This window comes from Brevibacillus schisleri (genome assembly GCF_055685845.1).
The window spans coordinates 4,662,086-4,680,000 of record NZ_JBVNDM010000001.1 but is presented as its reverse complement, the minus strand read 5'-3'; the positions used below and the strand labels follow the sequence as shown (position 1 = coordinate 4,680,000).

Annotated in this window: 16 protein-coding genes, 15 tRNA genes and 1 rRNA gene (1 of these 32 cut by a window edge); 29 read left to right on the top strand and 3 right to left on the bottom strand. The window is 48.2% G+C overall.

Translation table 11 applies throughout. The features are described 5' to 3' along the window. The 16 genes from ACUUHJ_RS22295 to ACUUHJ_RS22220 all read left to right on the top strand — a co-directional run. Positions 1 to 1,130: ribosomal RNA gene (locus tag ACUUHJ_RS22295) — 23S ribosomal RNA — on the top strand; it begins 1,799 nt to the left of the window's first position. A gap of 52 nt (positions 1,131 to 1,182) precedes the next feature. Next, positions 1,183 to 1,258: transfer RNA gene (locus ACUUHJ_RS22290), tRNA-Asn, on the top strand. Positions 1,259 to 1,263: 5 nt separating this feature from the next. After that, a tRNA-Thr gene (locus ACUUHJ_RS22285) sits at positions 1,264 to 1,339 on the top strand. A gap of 19 nt (positions 1,340 to 1,358) precedes the next feature. Beyond that, positions 1,359 to 1,432: transfer RNA gene (locus tag ACUUHJ_RS22280), tRNA-Glu, on the top strand. Positions 1,433 to 1,465: 33 nt separating this feature from the next. Continuing rightward, positions 1,466 to 1,541, top strand: a tRNA-Val gene (locus tag ACUUHJ_RS22275). A 76-nt stretch (positions 1,542 to 1,617) separates the two neighbouring features. Next, positions 1,618 to 1,694 (top strand) — tRNA-Met (locus tag ACUUHJ_RS22270). A 77-nt stretch (positions 1,695 to 1,771) separates the two neighbouring features. After that, a tRNA-Asp gene (locus ACUUHJ_RS22265) sits at positions 1,772 to 1,848 on the top strand. A gap of 100 nt (positions 1,849 to 1,948) precedes the next feature. After that, positions 1,949 to 2,024: transfer RNA gene (locus tag ACUUHJ_RS22260), tRNA-Thr, on the top strand. A 7-nt stretch (positions 2,025 to 2,031) separates the two neighbouring features. Then, positions 2,032 to 2,116: transfer RNA gene (locus ACUUHJ_RS22255), tRNA-Tyr, on the top strand. A 7-nt stretch (positions 2,117 to 2,123) separates the two neighbouring features. Next, positions 2,124 to 2,199: transfer RNA gene (locus ACUUHJ_RS22250), tRNA-Lys, on the top strand. 65 nt (positions 2,200 to 2,264) lie between these two features. After that, positions 2,265 to 2,351, top strand: a tRNA-Leu gene (locus ACUUHJ_RS22245). Positions 2,352 to 2,370: 19 nt separating this feature from the next. Further along, positions 2,371 to 2,446, top strand: a tRNA-Gly gene (locus tag ACUUHJ_RS22240). A 6-nt stretch (positions 2,447 to 2,452) separates the two neighbouring features. Beyond that, positions 2,453 to 2,526: transfer RNA gene (locus ACUUHJ_RS22235), tRNA-Arg, on the top strand. A gap of 34 nt (positions 2,527 to 2,560) precedes the next feature. After that, positions 2,561 to 2,637 (top strand) — tRNA-Pro (locus ACUUHJ_RS22230). Between the two features lie 25 nt (positions 2,638 to 2,662). Next, positions 2,663 to 2,750, top strand: a tRNA-Leu gene (locus ACUUHJ_RS22225). A 14-nt stretch (positions 2,751 to 2,764) separates the two neighbouring features. After that, positions 2,765 to 2,838: transfer RNA gene (locus tag ACUUHJ_RS22220), tRNA-Gly, on the top strand. A gap of 294 nt (positions 2,839 to 3,132) precedes the next feature. On the opposite strand, the gene ACUUHJ_RS22215 is transcribed toward ACUUHJ_RS22220, so the two are convergent. Continuing rightward, on the bottom strand, positions 3,133 to 4,299 hold the full coding sequence (locus tag ACUUHJ_RS22215) for a sensor histidine kinase (RefSeq protein ID WP_472299967.1): 1,167 nt from the start codon (positions 4,297 to 4,299) through the stop codon (positions 3,133 to 3,135). 213 nt (positions 4,300 to 4,512) lie between these two features. Here ACUUHJ_RS22215 and ACUUHJ_RS22210 point away from each other — a divergent pair, with 213 nt between their 5' ends. From ACUUHJ_RS22210 to ytfJ, 13 genes are all read left to right on the top strand, one after another. Next, positions 4,513 to 5,163: a TerC family protein gene (locus ACUUHJ_RS22210; RefSeq protein WP_289673854.1), complete on the top strand. Its 651-nt coding sequence runs from the start codon at positions 4,513 to 4,515 to the stop codon at positions 5,161 to 5,163. A gap of 119 nt (positions 5,164 to 5,282) precedes the next feature. Then, the gene (locus ACUUHJ_RS22205) at positions 5,283 to 5,867 is read left to right on the top strand and encodes a YkoP family protein (protein ID WP_289673853.1); all 585 of its coding nucleotides are present in this window, start codon (positions 5,283 to 5,285) and stop codon (positions 5,865 to 5,867) included. Continuing rightward, positions 5,867 to 6,997 (top strand): MGDG synthase family glycosyltransferase, encoded by a 1,131-nt coding sequence (locus tag ACUUHJ_RS22200; protein ID WP_472299966.1) that lies wholly within the window; start codon positions 5,867 to 5,869, stop codon positions 6,995 to 6,997. Before ACUUHJ_RS22205 ends, ACUUHJ_RS22200 begins: the two co-directional genes overlap by 1 nt. A gap of 79 nt (positions 6,998 to 7,076) precedes the next feature. Continuing rightward, entirely contained in the window at positions 7,077 to 7,280 is a 204-nt protein-coding gene (locus ACUUHJ_RS22195; protein WP_007717155.1) for an alpha/beta-type small acid-soluble spore protein, read from the top strand. Between the two features lie 148 nt (positions 7,281 to 7,428). After that, complete coding sequence (locus ACUUHJ_RS22190; protein ID WP_007717150.1) at positions 7,429 to 7,635, top strand: DUF1657 domain-containing protein; 207 nt, start codon at positions 7,429 to 7,431, stop codon at positions 7,633 to 7,635. An 82-nt stretch (positions 7,636 to 7,717) separates the two neighbouring features. Continuing rightward, entirely contained in the window at positions 7,718 to 8,578 is an 861-nt protein-coding gene (locus tag ACUUHJ_RS22185) for a DUF421 domain-containing protein (RefSeq protein ID WP_472299965.1), read from the top strand. A gap of 17 nt (positions 8,579 to 8,595) precedes the next feature. Next, on the top strand, positions 8,596 to 9,069 hold the full coding sequence (spoVAC, locus tag ACUUHJ_RS22180) for a stage V sporulation protein AC (protein ID WP_064203357.1): 474 nt from the start codon (positions 8,596 to 8,598) through the stop codon (positions 9,067 to 9,069). 3 nt (positions 9,070 to 9,072) lie between these two features. Then, the gene (spoVAD, locus tag ACUUHJ_RS22175; protein WP_015892352.1) at positions 9,073 to 10,089 is read left to right on the top strand and encodes a stage V sporulation protein AD; all 1,017 of its coding nucleotides are present in this window, start codon (positions 9,073 to 9,075) and stop codon (positions 10,087 to 10,089) included. A gap of 4 nt (positions 10,090 to 10,093) precedes the next feature. Beyond that, complete coding sequence (spoVAE, locus tag ACUUHJ_RS22170; RefSeq protein ID WP_472299964.1) at positions 10,094 to 10,444, top strand: stage V sporulation protein AE; 351 nt, start codon at positions 10,094 to 10,096, stop codon at positions 10,442 to 10,444. 94 nt (positions 10,445 to 10,538) lie between these two features. Continuing rightward, positions 10,539 to 11,186, top strand: a complete 648-nt coding sequence (gene sleB, locus ACUUHJ_RS22165) for a spore cortex-lytic enzyme (protein WP_472299963.1) — start codon at positions 10,539 to 10,541, stop codon at positions 11,184 to 11,186. 146 nt (positions 11,187 to 11,332) lie between these two features. After that, on the top strand, positions 11,333 to 12,304 hold the full coding sequence (locus ACUUHJ_RS22160) for an S-layer homology domain-containing protein (RefSeq protein WP_472299962.1): 972 nt from the start codon (positions 11,333 to 11,335) through the stop codon (positions 12,302 to 12,304). A gap of 66 nt (positions 12,305 to 12,370) precedes the next feature. Beyond that, entirely contained in the window at positions 12,371 to 13,030 is a 660-nt protein-coding gene (locus ACUUHJ_RS22155; protein WP_015892348.1) for a DUF2953 domain-containing protein, read from the top strand. Between the two features lie 108 nt (positions 13,031 to 13,138). Continuing rightward, positions 13,139 to 13,624, top strand: coding sequence for a GerW family sporulation protein (gene ytfJ / locus ACUUHJ_RS22150; protein ID WP_016742389.1), 486 nt, complete (start codon positions 13,139 to 13,141; stop codon positions 13,622 to 13,624). A gap of 65 nt (positions 13,625 to 13,689) precedes the next feature. On the opposite strand, the gene ACUUHJ_RS22145 is transcribed toward ytfJ, so the two are convergent. Together ACUUHJ_RS22145 and pyc are read right to left on the bottom strand one after the other, a co-directional pair. Continuing rightward, positions 13,690 to 14,376: a hypothetical protein gene (locus ACUUHJ_RS22145; RefSeq protein ID WP_289673849.1), complete on the bottom strand. Its 687-nt coding sequence runs from the start codon at positions 14,374 to 14,376 to the stop codon at positions 13,690 to 13,692. A gap of 73 nt (positions 14,377 to 14,449) precedes the next feature. Further along, positions 14,450 to 17,896, bottom strand: a complete 3,447-nt coding sequence (pyc, locus tag ACUUHJ_RS22140) for a pyruvate carboxylase (RefSeq protein ID WP_472299960.1) — start codon at positions 17,894 to 17,896, stop codon at positions 14,450 to 14,452. Between the last annotated feature and the right edge of the window lie 19 nt (positions 17,897 to 17,915).

The window sequence follows — 17,915 nt, the reverse complement described above, 5'->3', positions numbered from 1 at the left end:
GCGACTGTTTAGCAAAAACACAGGTCTCTGCGAAGCCGCAAGGCGAAGTATAGGGGCTGACGCCTGCCCGGTGCTGGAAGGTTAAGGGGATGAGTTAGCGCAAGCGAAGCTTTGAACCGAAGCCCCAGTAAACGGCGGCCGTAACTATAACGGTCCTAAGGTAGCGAAATTCCTTGTCGGGTAAGTTCCGACCCGCACGAAAGGCGTAACGACTTGGGCGCTGTCTCGGCAAGAGACCCGGTGAAATCATAATACCTGTGAAGATGCAGGTTACCCGCGACAAGACGGAAAGACCCCATGGAGCTTTACTGTAGCCTGGTATTGGAACTTTGTGCATCATGTACAGGATAGGTGGGAAGCTGAGAAGCAGGGGCGCCAGCCTCTGTGGAGCTGTCGGTGGGATACCACCCTTGATGTACGGAGTTTCTAACTCGTCGCCCTTATCGGGCGAGAGGACCATGCCAGGTGGGCAGTTTGACTGGGGCGGTCGCCTCCTAAAAGGTAACGGAGGCGCCCAAAGGTTCCCTCAGAATGGTCGGAAATCATTCGTAGAGTGTAAAGGCAGAAGGGAGCTTGACTGCGAGACCTACAAGTCGAGCAGGGACGAAAGTCGGGCTTAGTGATCCGGTGGTTCCGCATGGAAGGGCCATCGCTCAACGGATAAAAGCTACCCTGGGGATAACAGGCTTATCTCCCCCAAGAGTCCACATCGACGGGGAGGTTTGGCACCTCGATGTCGGCTCATCGCATCCTGGGGCTGAAGTAGGTCCCAAGGGTTGGGCTGTTCGCCCATTAAAGCGGTACGCGAGCTGGGTTCAGAACGTCGTGAGACAGTTCGGTCCCTATCTGTCGCGGGCGTAGGAAGTTTGAGGAGAGCTGTCCTTAGTACGAGAGGACCGGGATGGACGCACCGCTGGTGCACCAGTTGTCACGCCAGTGGCACAGCTGGGTAGCTATGTGCGGACGGGATAAGCGCTGAAAGCATCTAAGCGTGAAGCCCCCTCCAAGATGAGACTTCCCACAGCGCAAGCTGGTAAGACCCCTCATAGACGATGAGGTTGATAGGTTCGGTGTGGAAGCGCGGTAACGCGTGGAGCTGACGAATACTAATCGGTCGAGGACTTATCCACACACTCTTAGCAATCATGCGTATTCAGTTTTGAAGGAATAAACCTTCAACGTTCCTCGGTAGCTCAGTTGGTAGAGCAATCGGCTGTTAACCGATCGGTCGGCGGTTCGAGTCCGTCCCGAGGAGCCATATATGCTCCTGTAGCTCAGTCGGTAGAGCGTTTCCATGGTAAGGAAGAGGTCGCAGGTTCGATTCCTGTCGGGAGCACCAGATGTAATCTTATGATCTTGGCCCGTTGGTGAAGCGGTTTAACACAGCAGCCTTTCACGCTGTCATACAGGGGTTCGAATCCCCTACGGGTCACTTAGAAAAATCCCTACATCTTGTAGGTGATTTGGAGGCTTAGCTCAGCTGGGAGAGCATCTGCCTTACAAGCAGAGGGTCGGCGGTTCGATCCCGTCAGCCTCCACCACTTATATCAAAGGGCAAGGAAGGTCAGCTAAGCGCCATATCCTGTGGCAACACTGACACTCAGTCGTCCTGACTATCGCGGGATGGAGCAGCTCGGTAGCTCGTCGGGCTCATAACCCGAAGGTCGCAGGTTCAAATCCTGCTCCCGCAACCAAATTTTCTACTTGCTCTACGTCGAATCATCTTCTTGATCAAGTAGGATCGTAGTACCCAATAGCTACAAACAAACATGGAGCTGTGGTGAAGTTGGAGTTCACGCCGGTCTGTCACACCGGAGGTCGCGGGTTCGAGTCCCGTCAGCTCCGCCATCTTTCTTCACGAGATGGCATAGTTCATGAACATGAAAAAGGTTTAACGGAATAAAAAAACGTTGATTTTTCATGAAAGATATGCCATAATTAAAGATATGCCGGTATAGCTCAATTGGTAGAGCACCTGACTTGTAATCAGGGGGTTGTGGGTTCAAGTCCTATTGCCGGCACCATGAAACTGGGGAGATAGTGAAGTGGCTAAACACGGCAGACTGTAAATCTGCTCCCTCCGGGTTCGGCGGTTCGAATCCGTCTCTCCCCACCATTTTCATGAGCCATTAGCTCAGTTGGTAGAGCATCTGACTTTTAATCAGAGGGTCGAAGGTTCGAGTCCTTCATGGCTCACCAGTTTTTACAAACCCGAAAAGTGAAAGTCAGCTTGTTAACAGCTATGGCTACTTGGATGGGAAAATGCGGTCGTGGCGGAATTGGCAGACGCGCTAGATTCAGGTTCTAGTGGTGGCAACACCGTGGAGGTTCAAGTCCTCTCGACCGCACCAATCAATTTCTTCTTACAGTGCGGACGTAGCTCAATTGGTAGAGCGTCGCCTTGCCAAGGCGAAGGTCGAGGGTTCGAGACCCTTCGTCCGCTCCATAACATGTGCCCTTAGCTCAGCTGGATAGAGCGTTTGACTACGAATCAAAAGGTCGGGAGTTCGAATCTCTCAGGGCACGCTTCTTTACTACAAAAGTGAAGATAATAATTTGTCGGGAAGTAGCTCAGCTTGGTAGAGTACTTGGCTTGGGACCAAGGGGTCGCAGGTTCGAATCCTGTCTTCCCGACCATGATTTGCCCACGTTTTACAGGTTTGCCGGGGTGGCGGAATGGGCAGACGCAACAGACTTAAAATCTGTCGGGAGTTTCTCCCGTACCGGTTCAAGTCCGGTCCTCGGCACCAGCATTTATTTTGATGCGGGTGTAGTTCAATGGTAGAACTCCAGCCTTCCAAGCTGGTCGCGTGGGTTCGATTCCCATCACCCGCTCCATACAGAAAGCAGAGAGCCAATAGGTTCTCTGTTTTTTTGCTTTTAGGAAAGCAGAACTATTTTTACTTGAGACAAAAGTATGAAGGCTTATCCAATAGCTGAATAGATAAGCCTTTGTTCAATACAGGTATAAATGTTTGTCGAAAGCTGTCTGACGTTTTCTATGGTAGCAACATATGTTTTCGTGTACAGTAAAACTAAGGTCGCTTACCGATGAAATAATTGGTAACGGATCTCTTGCCTTGCCTCCTGCGTTGTCAGGGGGCTTTTTTGCGTGATACAAAAGAGGGCGAACTAGCGAGGTTCCATTCGCGGGCCAACTTCCTGGGCATTTGCAATCGGCAGAGAAACGATAAAGCGTGTGCGTTTTTCATTGGAATCACAATGGATCGTGCCTTGATGCTTTTCAATAATATTTTTACAGATGGACAAGCCAATACCCGTCCCATTTTGTTTAGTCGTAAAGAATGGTTGGAAGAGATTTTCCACGATCTCGGGTGAAATCCTTTCGCCGTTGTTTTCCACACTCAAATAGAGCCAACCATCTGAAGAAGTGGAGATGACATGAATATACTTGTCTGTACGATTTTGCACGGCGTCAATGGCATTGTTTAAGAGATTGACGACAACTTGCTTCAAGCCTTCTTCATAACATGCGAGTAAGCAGGGGTGGATTTGTTTTTCAAAACGTATGTTTTCTCCCACGAGGCGAGGGGTAATTAGCATCTCTACTTCTTCAAGCAGTTCTACTACTTGAACGGTTTTAAAAATTTCATCGAGAATTGGTTTTTTGGAAAAGCTGAGGAATCCGGTCAGTTGCCGATGTAAATTCTCAAACTCATGCATGACGACTTGGATATACGTCTGAAGCTGGGCCTGTTCCTGTGTAGACTCGCCGATCAGCTTCAAGAACCCTTCAATGGCGCACAACGGATTGCGCAGCTCATGAGCCATATTAGCGGCAATTTTTCCGAGCATGGTCAGTTTGTCGTTATGCAAATAGGAGATCGTTTCTTCCTTCTGGACTAGCTCTTTATTTATCATTTGTTCAAAGTGATAAACAGCCCAGAATACACTTTCATCCATGGCCTTGCCCAGTTGGCTTTCCAAATAGTGCATTTCTTGTGAGGAGAGGGACCATCTCTGTAATTCCGGTTGGAGAACCCGCCAGAATACATTCCGGTACAATTGATATGTGCGCAAAATGGAGGAGAAGGGGAATTCCTGAGAACGAAGCCATTCTCCCATATCTAATGCCCAAGTCTGCATGTCATGATCTACATCCTCAACCAAATAGCGAGCCAAGAGCATTGTTCGTTTTTCTGCAAAATCGCGAGGAATGGTCACGGGAATTTCCATGCTGCGAACAATTTCTTGCAGCCATATTGTGGTGATGCTTGGTGTTAAGTCTAAAATCTTCCTTGAAACATCATAAAGGTTTAGCGTCACGGTCTCCACCATCTCTTATCCACCCCACTAAAATCGTAAGGGAAAATGCCTAATTTAGACAAGGTATAATTAGCCTGATTTCGCAATAAAATGTATTTTTTTCGGAAGTTTTTATCTACAAAATCCGCTGAAAACCGCCTTTTTTCGGAAAAATATTCAATCATGAGTCCGATTCCAGTCGCATAAAGTAGAATGGACGAACTTTATTGGACCAGGGAGGCAGGGATGGGCGAGTATTTTTGGCTGGGTCTTGTACACATCTTCATGATCGATCTGGTATTAAGCAGTGACAATGCTGTGGTCATAGGTATGGCCTGCCGCGGACTCCCTCAACAGGAGAGACGAAGGGCCATTTTATATGGAACATTGGGTGCAATCCTCCTGCGAATTGTTTTAACGGGAATGACTACCTGGATGCTGGATATTCCTCTCGTGAAGGCAATCGGGGGAATCTTATTGCTGTGGATCGCGTGTAAGCTGATGCTGGGTGAGAATGAAGAGCTCACAGACGTATCGCATAATCAGACAATTGGTCAGGCAGTCAGGACCATCATAGTAGCAGATTTTGTCATGAGTTTGGACAATGTTTTGGCAGTTGGTGGAGCAGCGCATGGCGATTTATGGTTAGTTTTGCTGGGGTTAGCGATGAGTATTCCGTTATTAATGTGGGGAAGTGTGTGGATCGCTCGCATGATGAATCGTTTTCCCAGTATGGTCATCATTGGCGGCGGAATTCTTACCTTTACAGCAGTGGAGATGTGTCTTGAGGATCCGTATGTCTGGAAGTGGGTGAATCCTTTGCTTCTCAACCATATGTGGTTGCCCGTATTTGCTGCCGTAGTGGTCATGTTTTGGGGGCGGATGAAAAGGACGTAAAAGGTGAAAAGGATAGTGCATTCTTGGGCATACTACAACAAAGGTCATGACCGTTTTGCGGAATGTAAGTGGTCACATCCAGCTGAATGAAAACATAGCGGGAAAGGAACTTTTTCGAAATGAATACAAGCCTCTTGATGCTATGGGGATACTGGGATGAAATCTATCAGCGCTGTACCCGACTTACCTATATTGAGAAAGGGAACAATATATTTCGGGTTGTTGTTTTACGCTATCGGGGAGAGCCACTCGTTACTACCGATAATTGCATCATTCATGACGGGGATTTGATCTTAAAGCTACATATACACAATTATTACTTTGCTACCCTGTGCAAAGGAGTGAAGGATGAGCTGCGCGTGGCTCTTCTTTTGCGAAGACATATCCTCCAATCATTGCCGAAGCTAGCCACATTCCTGGATTCGATGGAAAATAAAGATCAAATAAAAGGGATAGTGGGAACGACCATGCTACATAAAGGGATAACACCTTTGGGCTTCTCGATTTCTGATGTGCCTATGACCTGGTTTTTTCGATACAAGCGATGGTACTTGCGTCTCATGCTCAGAATCGTGCATCCCAATGGAAAGCGGCGATTGCAATCATGGAATTATGAAATGCCCCTAAAGCGTGTTTATATGTCCAAGGAATTTTTACTCAATCGATATGCTGACAGCAAGCAGCCTCTAGGAGAGTCCTACTAATGGCAAAGCGGTTTCTGTTAGTGACAGAGGAATGGGCAGGGAGTGGTCACCGGATGGCTGCCGAGGCTCTGCAAGAAGTTTTACTGGAAAAGGAGGGGGCACGATCAGCGCGAGTGGTGGGAGGACTGAAAACCGCCAGTCCAGGCTTACGTGTGCTCTCTCATTTTTTTTATCGCAGTATGTTGCGCTACGGTCAACCTGTGTGGCAGCGCATCTATGAACAGGAAGAAATGCTGGGTAGTGCATTGACCAAAGCATTGGGATGGTGGCTATCCGCTAGATTAACCAATCAACTGTTGCTAGAAGAGAAGCCGGATGTCGTTATCGCTACGCATGCGTACTGCTTGTCCGCATTGGCAGAAGCGAAGAGGAGGGTGCCCAAGCCTTTCCAGCTGGTTTGTGTACCCACGGACTTCCATATTAATCGATTTTGGGTTCATCCAGAAATTGATGCGTATATGGTGGGACACGAGCAAATTGCTCAAATTCTAATCGATCGCTATGGGATTTCCCCTGAAAAAATCCATGTTTATGGCATTCCAGTTCGGCCAGTTTTTACTACAGCGCTTCTTACCGATAAAGAGGCTTGGAAAAAACAGCTTGGACTTGTGCCAGATCAATTCACGGTACTGATTGGTGGGGGAGAAGGCGGTTATGGTGGAGTGGGACAGGTTGTACGAGAGTTGATGTTGGAAGAGCAACCATTGCAGATCGTAGTCGTCACAGGGAAGAATGCAAGCCTGTACAGAAGACTGGCGAATTTGCTTAGTACCAAGAGCAATGGCCATCGCTTTCTATTGAAAGGGTTTGAGCCGCAAATGTGGCAGTGGATTGGAGCGGCTGACGCCTATATAACGAAGCCAGGTGGCATTACGTGCGCGGAGTCACTTGCTCTTAAGACACCGCTGATTTTGTTCCACCCATTGCCCGGACAAGAAAAGCATAATTGTTCCTTTTTACTTAAGCAACAAGCAGCGATCTTGGCTGAAACACCGGCAGAAATCAAAGAAATCATCAGGTCATGGCGTCAGCCTGAAAAAAGAGATGCTTTTGCAGGAAATTTGGACAAGCTGGGTAGACCAGACGCGGTTTACCAAATTGCCCACACCCTTCTTCAATTAACAGACTAAAATTGGAAGAAAAAAAGGGCGCATGAACAAGCAAAACTTCACACATATTAAACTTACCAACGACGAGGAGGTGATATAGATGGCTAACAACAACAGATCCAGTAACAATCTGGTGGTTCCTCAAGCAAACCAAGCTCTGGACCAACTGAAATACGAAATCGCATCCGAATTCGGTGTTCAGCTTGGACCAGACACTACTTCCCGTCAAAACGGTTCAGTTGGAGGAGAGATTACTAAACGTCTTGTCTCCTTTGCTGAGCAACAATTGGCTGGACGTGGCTAATCTCATAAGCTGGATGAAGGGAGGCACCTATGGTGTCTCTCTTTTTATTTTCCAAGAAGAGGGAAATTATTGACAGATGAAGATGGGCAGATCGCCGCATAAATAATGGGTGGAGGCGGATTCTATATGTGTTAGGAGGTGAGTGGATATGACAGTAGGAGCACAAGTGAAGCAAACGCTTGCCAGCTTGAAAGGCGCACAAGCAGATTTTGAAACGTTTGCTCTGAGCACGCAAAACAAGAAAGCGAAGCAACTGTATTCGCAAGCAGCAGAGCAAACGCAATCCATCGTAGATAACCTCCAGCAGCGTGTAACGGAGCTGGAAAAGGAAGAACCGCAGTTTAAGGGATTCTAGGAAGTGTTGGGAAAGGGAGAGGGACTTCCTCTCTCTTGGTTTTACTCTCTATAAAAATCACCTCAGGTGATGGAGGTGGCTTATGCCTGATTGGTTAATAATCCTTTTGCGCTCAATAGGCGCTGTTGCTTACTTATTTCTATTGACAAAAATCATTGGAAAAAGGCAAATCAAGCAACTTACATATATCGAATATATCGTCGGTATCAGCATCGGTTCGATTGCGGCCTTTATGGCAACCGAAATGGATGGGCCGGTCTACCATAGTTTAATTGGCATGGGGGTATTTGCGCTTTTTCCTTATTTAATGGAATGGCTTTCCCTCAAGAGCAAGTTTCTCCGCGATCTATTTGAAGGGAAATCAACGGTTCTCATCAAGGAAGGCAAGATTTTGGAAGACAATCTGAAAAAGGAACGTTTGACCGCGGAAGACTTGATGGAACAATTACGAATTAAAAACGTGTTCCGAGTAGCCGATGTGGAGTTTGCATTAATGGAAACAAGCGGGGAAGTTAGTGTCCTCTTAAAATCAGAGAGTCAGCCGGTAACGCCCAAACACCTTGAATTGACAGTGGCTCCTTCGGAAGAGAATCAAGTGGTCATTATGGATGGGATGATCATGGACGAGCCGCTAGCAACAGCAGGTCTAAATCGCAGATGGGTTCGCACGGAGCTGCAAAAAGCGGGAGTGGCTTTGGAAAATGTTTTCCTCGGCCAAGTAGACAAAGGGGGAGACCTCTATCTCGACCTCTATGACGATAAACTGATGGTTCCTGGGGCCCAAGCGATGAAGCTGGCTTTTGCTACATTGAAAAAATGTCAGGCGGATTTGGAGCTGTATGCACTCAATACAAAAAATGAACAAATGAAGCGTACCTATCAAACCGATTCGCAACAGCTCCAACAGATTATCGATCAAGTAAAACCGTTCATGATACGGTAAAAAGGAGTGAGTGAGACATGGCAGACCAAAAAAAGAAAAAGCTGACCCCCGTCCAGCAAGAATATCAGCAATTGGCAAAGACGCACGAGCCACCGCGACCGCTATTGCGCAATTTTACCCGGGCATTCTTAGTGGGTGGCGGCATTTGTATGATCGGGCAAGGGATACAAGAAATGTTCATTCACTACTTCGATTTTACGGAGAAAACCGCTGGGAATCCTACAGTAGCTGTCTTGATCCTTCTTTCTGCTCTGTTGACCGGTCTAGGACTATATGACCGGATTGCCCAATGGGCTGGGGCAGGCACGAGTGTGCCAGTTACAGGTTTTGCCAACTCGATAGCATCTGCAGCCATCGAGCACCGCAGCGAAGGATTTGTGCTGGGGGTCGGCGGTAACATGTTTAAGCTCGCGGGGTCAGTGATTGTGTTTGGAGTGGCGGCGGCATTTGTCATTGGCTTGATCAAAACGTTGTTTACGATGGGAGGCTGACGGATGCGCCAAGGTCATCAGTCTTGGGTCTTTCCTTTAAAACCTGTCATTCTCGGGCACGCTGCGATTGGTGGGCCTTTTGAGGCTAAGGGACCGTTAGCCGAAGACTTTGATATCCTGCACGGTGACTTGATGATTGGACAAGACAGCTGGGAAAAAGCGGAGAAAGTCCTGCTGGAAGAAGCGTGCTCGAAAGCGGTGGAGAAAGCGGGTCTCACAAAAGAGCAAATAAACTTTATGCTTGCCGGGGATTTAATGAACCAGATCATATCTGCGAGCTTTTCGGCCCGGACGCTTTCGATCCCGTTCCTGGGGATTTTCGGTGCGTGCTCAACAGCGATGGAAGGCTTGGCCCTGGCTGCTCTCATGGTGAATAGTCAAGCTGCTGATTACGTCTTGGCTGCTACTTCCAGTCACAATGGAGCTGCGGAAAAGCAATATCGTTATCCAACAGAGTACGGCTCCCAGAAGCCCCCTACGGCACAATGGACAGTGACGGGAGCAGGGGCTGCTGTTGTAGCCAGTCAAGGTAAGGGGCTGCGGATTGCGGGAGCTACCATCGGGCATGTAGTCGATATGGGATTGACAGACCCATTCAATATGGGAGCAGCGATGGCACCAGCCGCATTATCCACGATTGAGTCGCATTTCCGTGACTTTCAGCTCCCTCACGATCATTATGATTTGATCGTAACAGGCGATTTAGGACGAACGGGCCATGCCATTTTATCTGAGCTGTTACCCAAGCATCACATGCATATCCCACTAGAGCGTTATGTCGATTGCGGGAAACTCATTTATGGAGAAAATCCGAATGTATGGTCGGGGGGGAGCGGATGTGGCTGTATCGCTACAGTGACCTACGGGCATCTACTACGGCGGATGAAGCAAGGAGAATGGAAGCGGATCTTGCTGGTTGCGACGGGAGCCCTCTTATCTCCATTGACCTTCCAGCAGGGAGAAAGCATTCCTTGCATCGCGCATGCCGTGGCTGTTGAGTCGGAGCAACTTGGAGAGTGATACCATGATGTTTTTGTGGGCGTTTCTCGTAGGAGGAACGATTTGCTTAATCGGTCAATTTCTCATGGATGTCGTCAAGCTCACACCTGCCCATACGATGTCCTCTCTTGTTGTCACGGGGGCAATATTAGACGGATTCGGTCTATACGAGCCACTGGTTAATTTTGCTGGAGCAGGAGCGACAGTACCTATCACGAGCTTTGGAAATGCACTCGTGCACGGGGCAATGGCGGAAGCAGAGAAGCATGGAGTCATTGGCATCATTACCGGCATTTTTGAAGTGACGAGTGCGGGTATTTCGGCTGCCATCGTCTTCGGATTTATCATGGCAGTCATGTTCCGACCTAAAGGATAAAGGCAGGTACATGTTACCACTTGTGCCAAAATAATTGAATTGAACCTACTTTCGCCAACTTGTAGAATGGGTTGGGTAAAGGAGGGTACAATTTATGTGGTGGAGCAAGAAAGTAGTAACAACCTTGCTTGCTGCCTTTATGGCTGTAGCGTTTATTTTCCCGGCCGACTCCCTGGCAGCTACACAGATTCAGCGTGGTAGTGTGAACGGGGATGTATGGGATTTGCAGTATCGCTTGCAGATACTGGGTTACTACGATGACAAATTGGATGGCATTTACGGAGCGAATACAACAAAGGCCGTCAGACAGTTTCAAAAAGCATACGGATTACAGATCGACGGTATCACTGGTCCAAATACATGGCGCGTTCTCAAGAAAGTGTCGGTAAATAAAGCGGAAATGCAGATGCTGGCGCAGCTGGTTTATTCGGAAGCACGCGGAGAACCTTATGAGGGCCAAGTAGCAGTAGCTGCGGTCGCGTTGAACCGTGTTCAGTCCAAAAACTTCCCCGATACGCTTGCGGGTGTCATCTTTGAGCCATTAGCGTTTACCGCTGTAGATGATGGACAATTCTGGATGACTCCTAACAAGACTGCTTACCAGGCAGCTTGGGATGCCGTGCGAGGATGGGACCCAAGCAACCATTCTCTTTACTACTTTAACCCTGTTACAGCGACCTCTGATTGGATTTGGTCCCGTACACAAGTGAAGAAGATCGGCAAACACATTTTTGCCGTGTAACCATTGTTCATGCAGCCCTCGAAACAGTCTTTGTTATGATGCTGTTTGAGGGCTTTCCTTTTAATTGGAAACTATTGTTCATTGTTTTTGCAAAATAGTTCGATAAAATGATACGAAAGGATTCGCATATTTCCCTATGGAGGTTGATGATGAAGAAACGGATGATCCTTGCCTCGCTGGTAGCCTTTATGCTCATAGGTACACCAGTTGTCGAGGCAGAAACAACTCACATGAACGAAACACCTTATGTAGACATTAGTGGCCATTGGGCAGAACAACAAATCAATCAACTATACATAGCCAACGTAATTGGTCAAAACGAATATTTTCGACCTGATGACAACGTGACATTGGGTGAACTGCTTACGATGTTTGTGAATGCCAAAGGAATTGAACCTCTTGGTAACAAGCAATCATCCTTTGCGGACGTACCGGCAAAGAGCTGGCTGTCGTCCTATGCCGAAACGGCCTATCGATTGGGAATCGTCCATGGGCAAAAGCAGGGGAATTACCTGTACTTACATCCGGATGCTCCCGTAAAAAGAGCAGAGCTCGCCTCTATTCTGGTAAGAACGATGGGGGACAGCGGAGTAGTCAATAACTTGAAGTGGTCTACGACGATCCAGACATTGAACCAATACGCGGATGGAAGCAATGTAAACGAGAAAGAGCAACGCCCACTCGTTTACGCCATGCAAAACGGGTTAATGAGTGCTTATGAGGACGGTACATTAAAACCGAACAAGTATATGACGAGAGCCGAAGCAGCCACATACGCAGCCCTTGACTTGCTTCCGAATAAGCCGAGAACGACAAAAGCCCTCGCAAACGGAACACCCTTTCGCCAAGAAATAACGGTACAGACGACTGCCTACAGCTACACGAACGACAAGATCCTGTCGTATCTGGAGTATCCACTGCGCGAAGGTGTTGTAGCGGTTGATCCAAATGTCATCCCGCTAGGTAAACACTTGTACATCGATGGCTACGGCTATGCAGTGGCAGCTGATATCGGTGGTGCGGTAAAACAACGCCATGTGGATCTGTATCTTCCGACATTGAACGAAGCTGAAAATCATGGCTTGCAAAAAGGGGTCAAAGTATACGTGCTTGATTAATAAAAATGCTGAACATATTTCCTGCTCTTTCCACTCATACTAACGTGGAAGGGGTGGGATTTTTTCATGGTATGGGTGTTGTTAGGATTACTTGGTTTATTTGTCCTACTAGTGATCACGCCAATAAAATTGACGTGTTTTTACAGTCGCGAGGGCGAAGATGATCAATTGGAAATTACGATAGCAGCTTGGGGTATCATTCGCAGGAAATACGAAATACCCATTCTCCTTTTGAAAATGACAGAAGCTGGGCCTGAGCTTGTCGCAAAGGTGGAAACAATCCAGCATGGAAGCAAGCTTCGGGAAAAGGTCAAAGATTTTACGCGCAGGCAAGTGAAAAAATGGTACCGGAATTATCGGGATGTGCTGGAAAGAGTTCGTGACTTGCTGCCTTTGCTAAAAGACCTGTTCAAACAAGTTCGTTGTACGAAATTAGAATGGCATACGTTGTTAGGCACAGGTCAGGCGGCTGAAACAGGGGCGCTGACAGGACTGATCTGGGGTGTGAAAAGCCTGATTGTAGGAATCCTCTCCCACTCCATCTCCTTACAGACGATGCCAGCCATGAGTGTACAGCCTGTCTGGAACCAAGCACTTCTACATACGAAAGTTCAAGCGGTGTTGCATTTTTATTTGGGGCAGTTCGTTTTCTACGCGTTGAAAGTTTTTCTGCGGATTCGAAAAAGTAAGCAGCGAAAATGGCAAGCTGCACCGACGCGTGCCTAAAAATAAATGTGGTACCAAACATATTTATTCCTTTGTACAGGGTACATGCTCCGGATTTGTTGGGGGAATGATAAAACATGAAACAGATAGGAAGGAGGAGCGACAAATATGGCAGACCACCCGATTCAAGGCCTCATGAGAACAGCGATGGAAAATCTCAAGCAAATGGTGGACGTGAATACAATCATTGGTGATCCTGTTGAGACACCTGATGGTAGTGTCATTCTTCCGATCTCCAAGGTAGGATTTGGTTTCGCGGCCGGGGGTAGTGAGTTCCAATACGATCACCATCATAATGGGCACCAACACACTCAACAGCATGAACATACTGGTAACCCATTTGGTGGGGGGAGTGGGGGCGGTGTTTCCATCACACCTGTAGCCTTCTTGGTCGTTGGCAAACAAGGAATTCGTTCGATTCCGCTTGAAAATACGACCCATCTCTACGACCGGATTTTGGATTCTGTTCCGCAAATCGTGGATAAGGTTCAGGGGATGTTTACCAAATCGGATGATACTCCTGTTTATTCCAATACGACGATTATTGCCGGAGCAGAAGAACAAGATTTGGAAGACCTTATGGATCGAAAGTAAAACAAACACAAAACAGGTATGCTCCATAAGGGCATACCTGTTTTTTCAGTAAGAGGCGTATGGCATTACCAGCGTTCGTTTACATACAAGCCTGTCTTCGCAGCATGTTGATAATGAAGGCTAGAGCTGGATGAGGCGATATAAGGATGGAGGGCCATCGCTTCTTCGTAGTAACGTGAAAAGGAGCCAAGGGGCTTACTTTGCAATCCCAATGTACTTGCTCTAAATGCTTGGGCTACACGCTCCATTGTATTTGTATAGTCCACATAGCTGGTCTGTACGGCCTCCAACCATTTCTCATCGTCCATTTCCAATTGTCCGTCTGGTAACAGCTTGATTCCAAACGTTTGGAGTTTTTCCTCTTCGTCTTTTGCCACTTGAGCGAATGCATCCAGCTTTTGCGTCGTCAATGTATTTGCTTTTTCGGCAAGCAACAGCTGCAGACGATTGTATTTACTTACTAGCGAGTGTGTGCGCTCCTGTAATCGCTCAATGTCAGTTCCAGCCTCGTCATCTTTTCCCGCAGTAATAAATTCGCGAGCACTCTTCTCCAAATCTGAGGAAAACCGGTACAGACGCGATAAGGAATCAGACAGCTCCGTTGTCCATTGCTGCTGGCGAGTGTAATACGGCTGCAAATTAAAACTGAGAATCGGATTCACTGGCGTGCTTAATTTTGCCTGAAGCATATGGGAATGATAGCGGCCTACCCGCTGCGTAAATGGAACATGGCTGACTCGATTCGTTTTCATGTCGGTCACCTCCTCACAAGCTAACGGAATGAATCCCCAGGGACAATTTACTATCTCCTATTATAGACGATGCCTACTCCATTTCAATGAGCAGATCGCCAGTTTGAATGGCTTCGCCTGCTTTTACATAGACGGCTTTAATTTTTCCGTCGAGTGGGGCCTGAATCGTCGTCTCCATTTTCATCGCTTCACTCACCAAAAGATGCTCGCCTTTACGCACCTTGTCACCTTCTGCTACAAGCACCTTAAGCACTTTTCCTGGCATAGAGGCACCGAGGTGGGCAGGGTTTTGCGCTTCTGCTTTTCGGCGGATCAGTTCAGAGACTTTTGCGGATTGGTCACGGATGAAGATTTCACGTGGCTGTCCGTTCAATTCAAAATAAATGATGCGACGGCCATCTGGATGAAGCTCTCCGACTGCGACCAGCTTGATAATCAGTGTTTTACCGCGCTCGATCGTAATGGCAGTTTCTTCACCTGGACGCAATCCGTAGAAAAACGTTCCTGTATCCAAAACAGACAGGTCGCCGTATTCCTTCAGGCGTTGTTCAAATTGCAAATAAACCTGCGGATACATGATATAGGACAGGACGTCTAAATGACTAGGCTCACGTCCGATTTTGGCTTCCAGCTCAGCAGCCACTTGCGTAAAGTCAATGGGTGCGAGCAATTCGCCAGGACGTGCAGTAAAGGCATCGCGACCTTTTAGCACGAGTTCCTGTAACTCCTTCGGGAATCCGCCTGGCGGTTGGCCAAGATACCCTTGGAAAAATTGAATGACGGAATCGGGAAAGTCGAGGCGTGTTCCTTTCTCCCAAATGTTTTCTTCATTCAAGTTGTTTTGGACCATGAACAGCGCCATATCCCCGACGACCTTGGAAGAAGGGGTCACTTTTACAATGTCACCACACATTTGATTGACCACAGCATACATCTGCTTCACTTCGTCCCAACGACCTTCCAGACCAACCGCTTTGGCTTGCTGCTCCAGATTGGTGTATTGTCCGCCTGGCATTTCGTGAACGTAGACCTCCGTGTTGCTCGCTTTCATGCCGCTTTCAAAGCCTTGGTAGTACGGACGTACATCCTCCCAGTAATCAGACAGCTTGTTGAACGATTCAAGAGATAAGCCCGTCTCACGCTCCGTATGGGCAAGGGTTGCGATCAACCCGTTCAAGCTTGGCTGAGAAGTGAGTCCAGACATGGAGCTGACGCAAGCATCGACGATATCCACGCCTGCTTCGATCGCTTTCAGAAGCATGGCTCCAGCGTTGCCAGACGTATCGTGCGTGTGCAGATGGATCGGAATGCTGATTTCTTGTTTTAAAGCAGAGACGAGCGAATAAGCAGCATACGGCTTCAGAAGACCTGCCATATCCTTGATCGCGAGAATATGGGCACCTGCTTTTTCCAATTCTTTTGCCAGATTGACATAGTAGGCCAAGCTGTACTTGGTCTTGGTCGGGTCGAGAATATCTCCGGTGTAGCAAATCGCTGCTTCGGCTACCTTGCCAGATTCACGAACGGCTTCAATGGCTGTTTGCATCCCAGGAAGCCAGTTCAGGCTGTCAAAGATCCGGAAGACATCAATGCCATTTTCGGCAGATGCTTTGACGAAGGAGTGAATCACATTATCCGGGTAGTTGGTGTAGCCTACGCCATTTGCTCCGCGCAAGAGCATTTGGAACAGGACATTCGGTATGCGCTGGCGGAGAATTTGTAGCCGCTCCCAGGGAGATTCCTGCAAAAAGCGCATGGTTGTGTCAAAAGTGGCACCGCCCCACATCTCCAGCGAGAAAAGGCCAGAACCGAGCTTGCCTGTCGCCTCTGCAATGGAGGCGAGATCGTAGGTGCGCACACGCGTAGCAAACAAAGACTGGTGGGCATCGCGGAATGTCGTGTCTGTGACGAGCACCTGTTTCTGCGCCTGAATCCAGCGTACCAGACCGTCGGCACCTTCTTTGTCCAGAATTTGCTTCGTGCCGTCCGGATATGGCTGGGTAAATGGTGTCCGCGGGATGCGAGGCGAGTCGAAGTGCGGCTTTTTCTCCGATTTCTGGAGACCGGGATATCCGTTGACAATCGTATCTCCGATATAAGATAGTAATTTGGTACCACGGTCTTGACTGCCAGGGAAGATGAATAGCTCAGGTTTGGTGTCAATAAACGACGTATCGTAGTTACCGCTCAAAAAATCAGGATGTGTCACGACATTTTCCAAAAACGGCAGGTTCGTTTTCACACCACGAATCCGGAACTCACGCAAAGTTCGCAGCATTTTGCGAGCCGCTTGATCGAAGCTCGTGCCGTACGTGGAGATTTTGACCAGTAGCGAGTCATAGAACGGTGTAATGATCGCGCCTGGATAACCATTGCCTCCATCCAGCCTTACGCCGAAGCCTCCACCGGAACGCCAGGCGGACAAGCGACCGGCATCTGGCAGGAAGTTGTTTTCAGCGTCTTCTGTCGTGACGCGGCATTGGATGGCAAAACCACTCATCTGGATATCACTCTGGGATCGGATGCCAATCTCCTCATCGGAGAGGGAATGGCCCTCGGCAACGCGAATCTGCGACTGAACAATGTCGATTCCAGTGATGAGCTCCGTGATGGTATGCTCTACCTGAATGCGTGGGTTGACTTCTATAAAATAAAAACGCTTGTCCGGCGTTAACAAAAACTCGACAGTCCCTGCGTTCGAATAACCGGCTTTTTTCATGAGAGTGAGAGCAGCCTGGCAAATATCTTCACGCAGCTTGTCATCCAACGATAGGCTCGGTGCTACTTCGACCACTTTTTGATGGCGCCGTTGAACAGAGCAATCGCGCTCATACAGATGGACGATGTTTCCGTGATTGTCACCGAGAATTTGGACCTCGATGTGTTTGGGCTGTTCCAAGTATCGTTCCAAATACACCTTGGCATTGCCGAAGGAAGAGCGGGCCTCGGAACGGGCACGATCTAACGAATCTTGCAACTCCTCCTGACTGCGGACGATACGCATGCCACGGCCTCCGCCGCCAGATACGCCTTTAATAATGATGGGGTAGCCGTATTCTTTGGCAAAGAGAAGTGCCTCTTGGAGTGTTTCGATTGGCTCCGGAGTGCCTGGAATCACGGGGATTCCCGCTTCAATCGCAAGACGACGGGCTTCTACCTTGTCTCCGAATTTGTCGATCAGCTCAGAGGATGGTCCAATGAAAATAATGCCTTCCTCTTGGCAACGCTTTGCAAAATCAGCATTTTCAGCAAGAAATCCGTAGCCCGGGTGAATGGCATCGATGTCGTTGCGCTTGGCAATTTCGATGATACTTTCGATATCGAGGTAAGCCTCGATAGGCCCTTTTCCCGCTCCGACCAAGTAAGACTCGTCAGCCTTGAAGCGATGGATAGAAACGTTGTCCTGCTCAGAGTAGACGGCTACCGTACGTATGCCGAGCTCCGTTGCTGCACGAAAGATCCGAATGGCGATCTCACCGCGGTTTGCTACCAGTAGGCGATTGATTTTTCTCTTTTTCATTATTCTCTCCCCCTAACGT

Excerpts from the sequence above, each read along its gene's own strand:
- ACUUHJ_RS22215 (WP_472299967.1), bottom strand. The coding sequence starts at position 4,299 with ATGGTGGAGACCGTGACGCTAAACCTTTATGATGTTTCAAGGAAGATT.
- ACUUHJ_RS22210 (WP_289673854.1), top strand. The coding sequence starts at position 4,513 with ATGGGCGAGTATTTTTGGCTGGGTCTTGTACACATCTTCATGATCGAT.
- ACUUHJ_RS22205 (WP_289673853.1), top strand. The coding sequence starts at position 5,283 with ATGAATACAAGCCTCTTGATGCTATGGGGATACTGGGATGAAATCTAT.
- ACUUHJ_RS22200 (WP_472299966.1), top strand. The coding sequence starts at position 5,867 with ATGGCAAAGCGGTTTCTGTTAGTGACAGAGGAATGGGCAGGGAGTGGT.
- ACUUHJ_RS22195 (WP_007717155.1), top strand. The coding sequence starts at position 7,077 with ATGGCTAACAACAACAGATCCAGTAACAATCTGGTGGTTCCTCAAGCA.
- ACUUHJ_RS22190 (WP_007717150.1), top strand. The coding sequence starts at position 7,429 with ATGACAGTAGGAGCACAAGTGAAGCAAACGCTTGCCAGCTTGAAAGGC.
- ACUUHJ_RS22185 (WP_472299965.1), top strand. The coding sequence starts at position 7,718 with ATGCCTGATTGGTTAATAATCCTTTTGCGCTCAATAGGCGCTGTTGCT.
- spoVAC (WP_064203357.1), top strand. The coding sequence starts at position 8,596 with ATGGCAGACCAAAAAAAGAAAAAGCTGACCCCCGTCCAGCAAGAATAT.
- spoVAD (WP_015892352.1), top strand. The coding sequence starts at position 9,073 with ATGCGCCAAGGTCATCAGTCTTGGGTCTTTCCTTTAAAACCTGTCATT.
- spoVAE (WP_472299964.1), top strand. The coding sequence starts at position 10,094 with ATGATGTTTTTGTGGGCGTTTCTCGTAGGAGGAACGATTTGCTTAATC.
- sleB (WP_472299963.1), top strand. The coding sequence starts at position 10,539 with ATGTGGTGGAGCAAGAAAGTAGTAACAACCTTGCTTGCTGCCTTTATG.
- ACUUHJ_RS22160 (WP_472299962.1), top strand. The coding sequence starts at position 11,333 with ATGATGAAGAAACGGATGATCCTTGCCTCGCTGGTAGCCTTTATGCTC.
- ACUUHJ_RS22155 (WP_015892348.1), top strand. The coding sequence starts at position 12,371 with ATGGTATGGGTGTTGTTAGGATTACTTGGTTTATTTGTCCTACTAGTG.
- ytfJ (WP_016742389.1), top strand. The coding sequence starts at position 13,139 with ATGGCAGACCACCCGATTCAAGGCCTCATGAGAACAGCGATGGAAAAT.
- ACUUHJ_RS22145 (WP_289673849.1), bottom strand. The coding sequence starts at position 14,376 with ATGAAAACGAATCGAGTCAGCCATGTTCCATTTACGCAGCGGGTAGGC.
- pyc (WP_472299960.1), bottom strand. The coding sequence starts at position 17,896 with ATGAAAAAGAGAAAAATCAATCGCCTACTGGTAGCAAACCGCGGTGAG.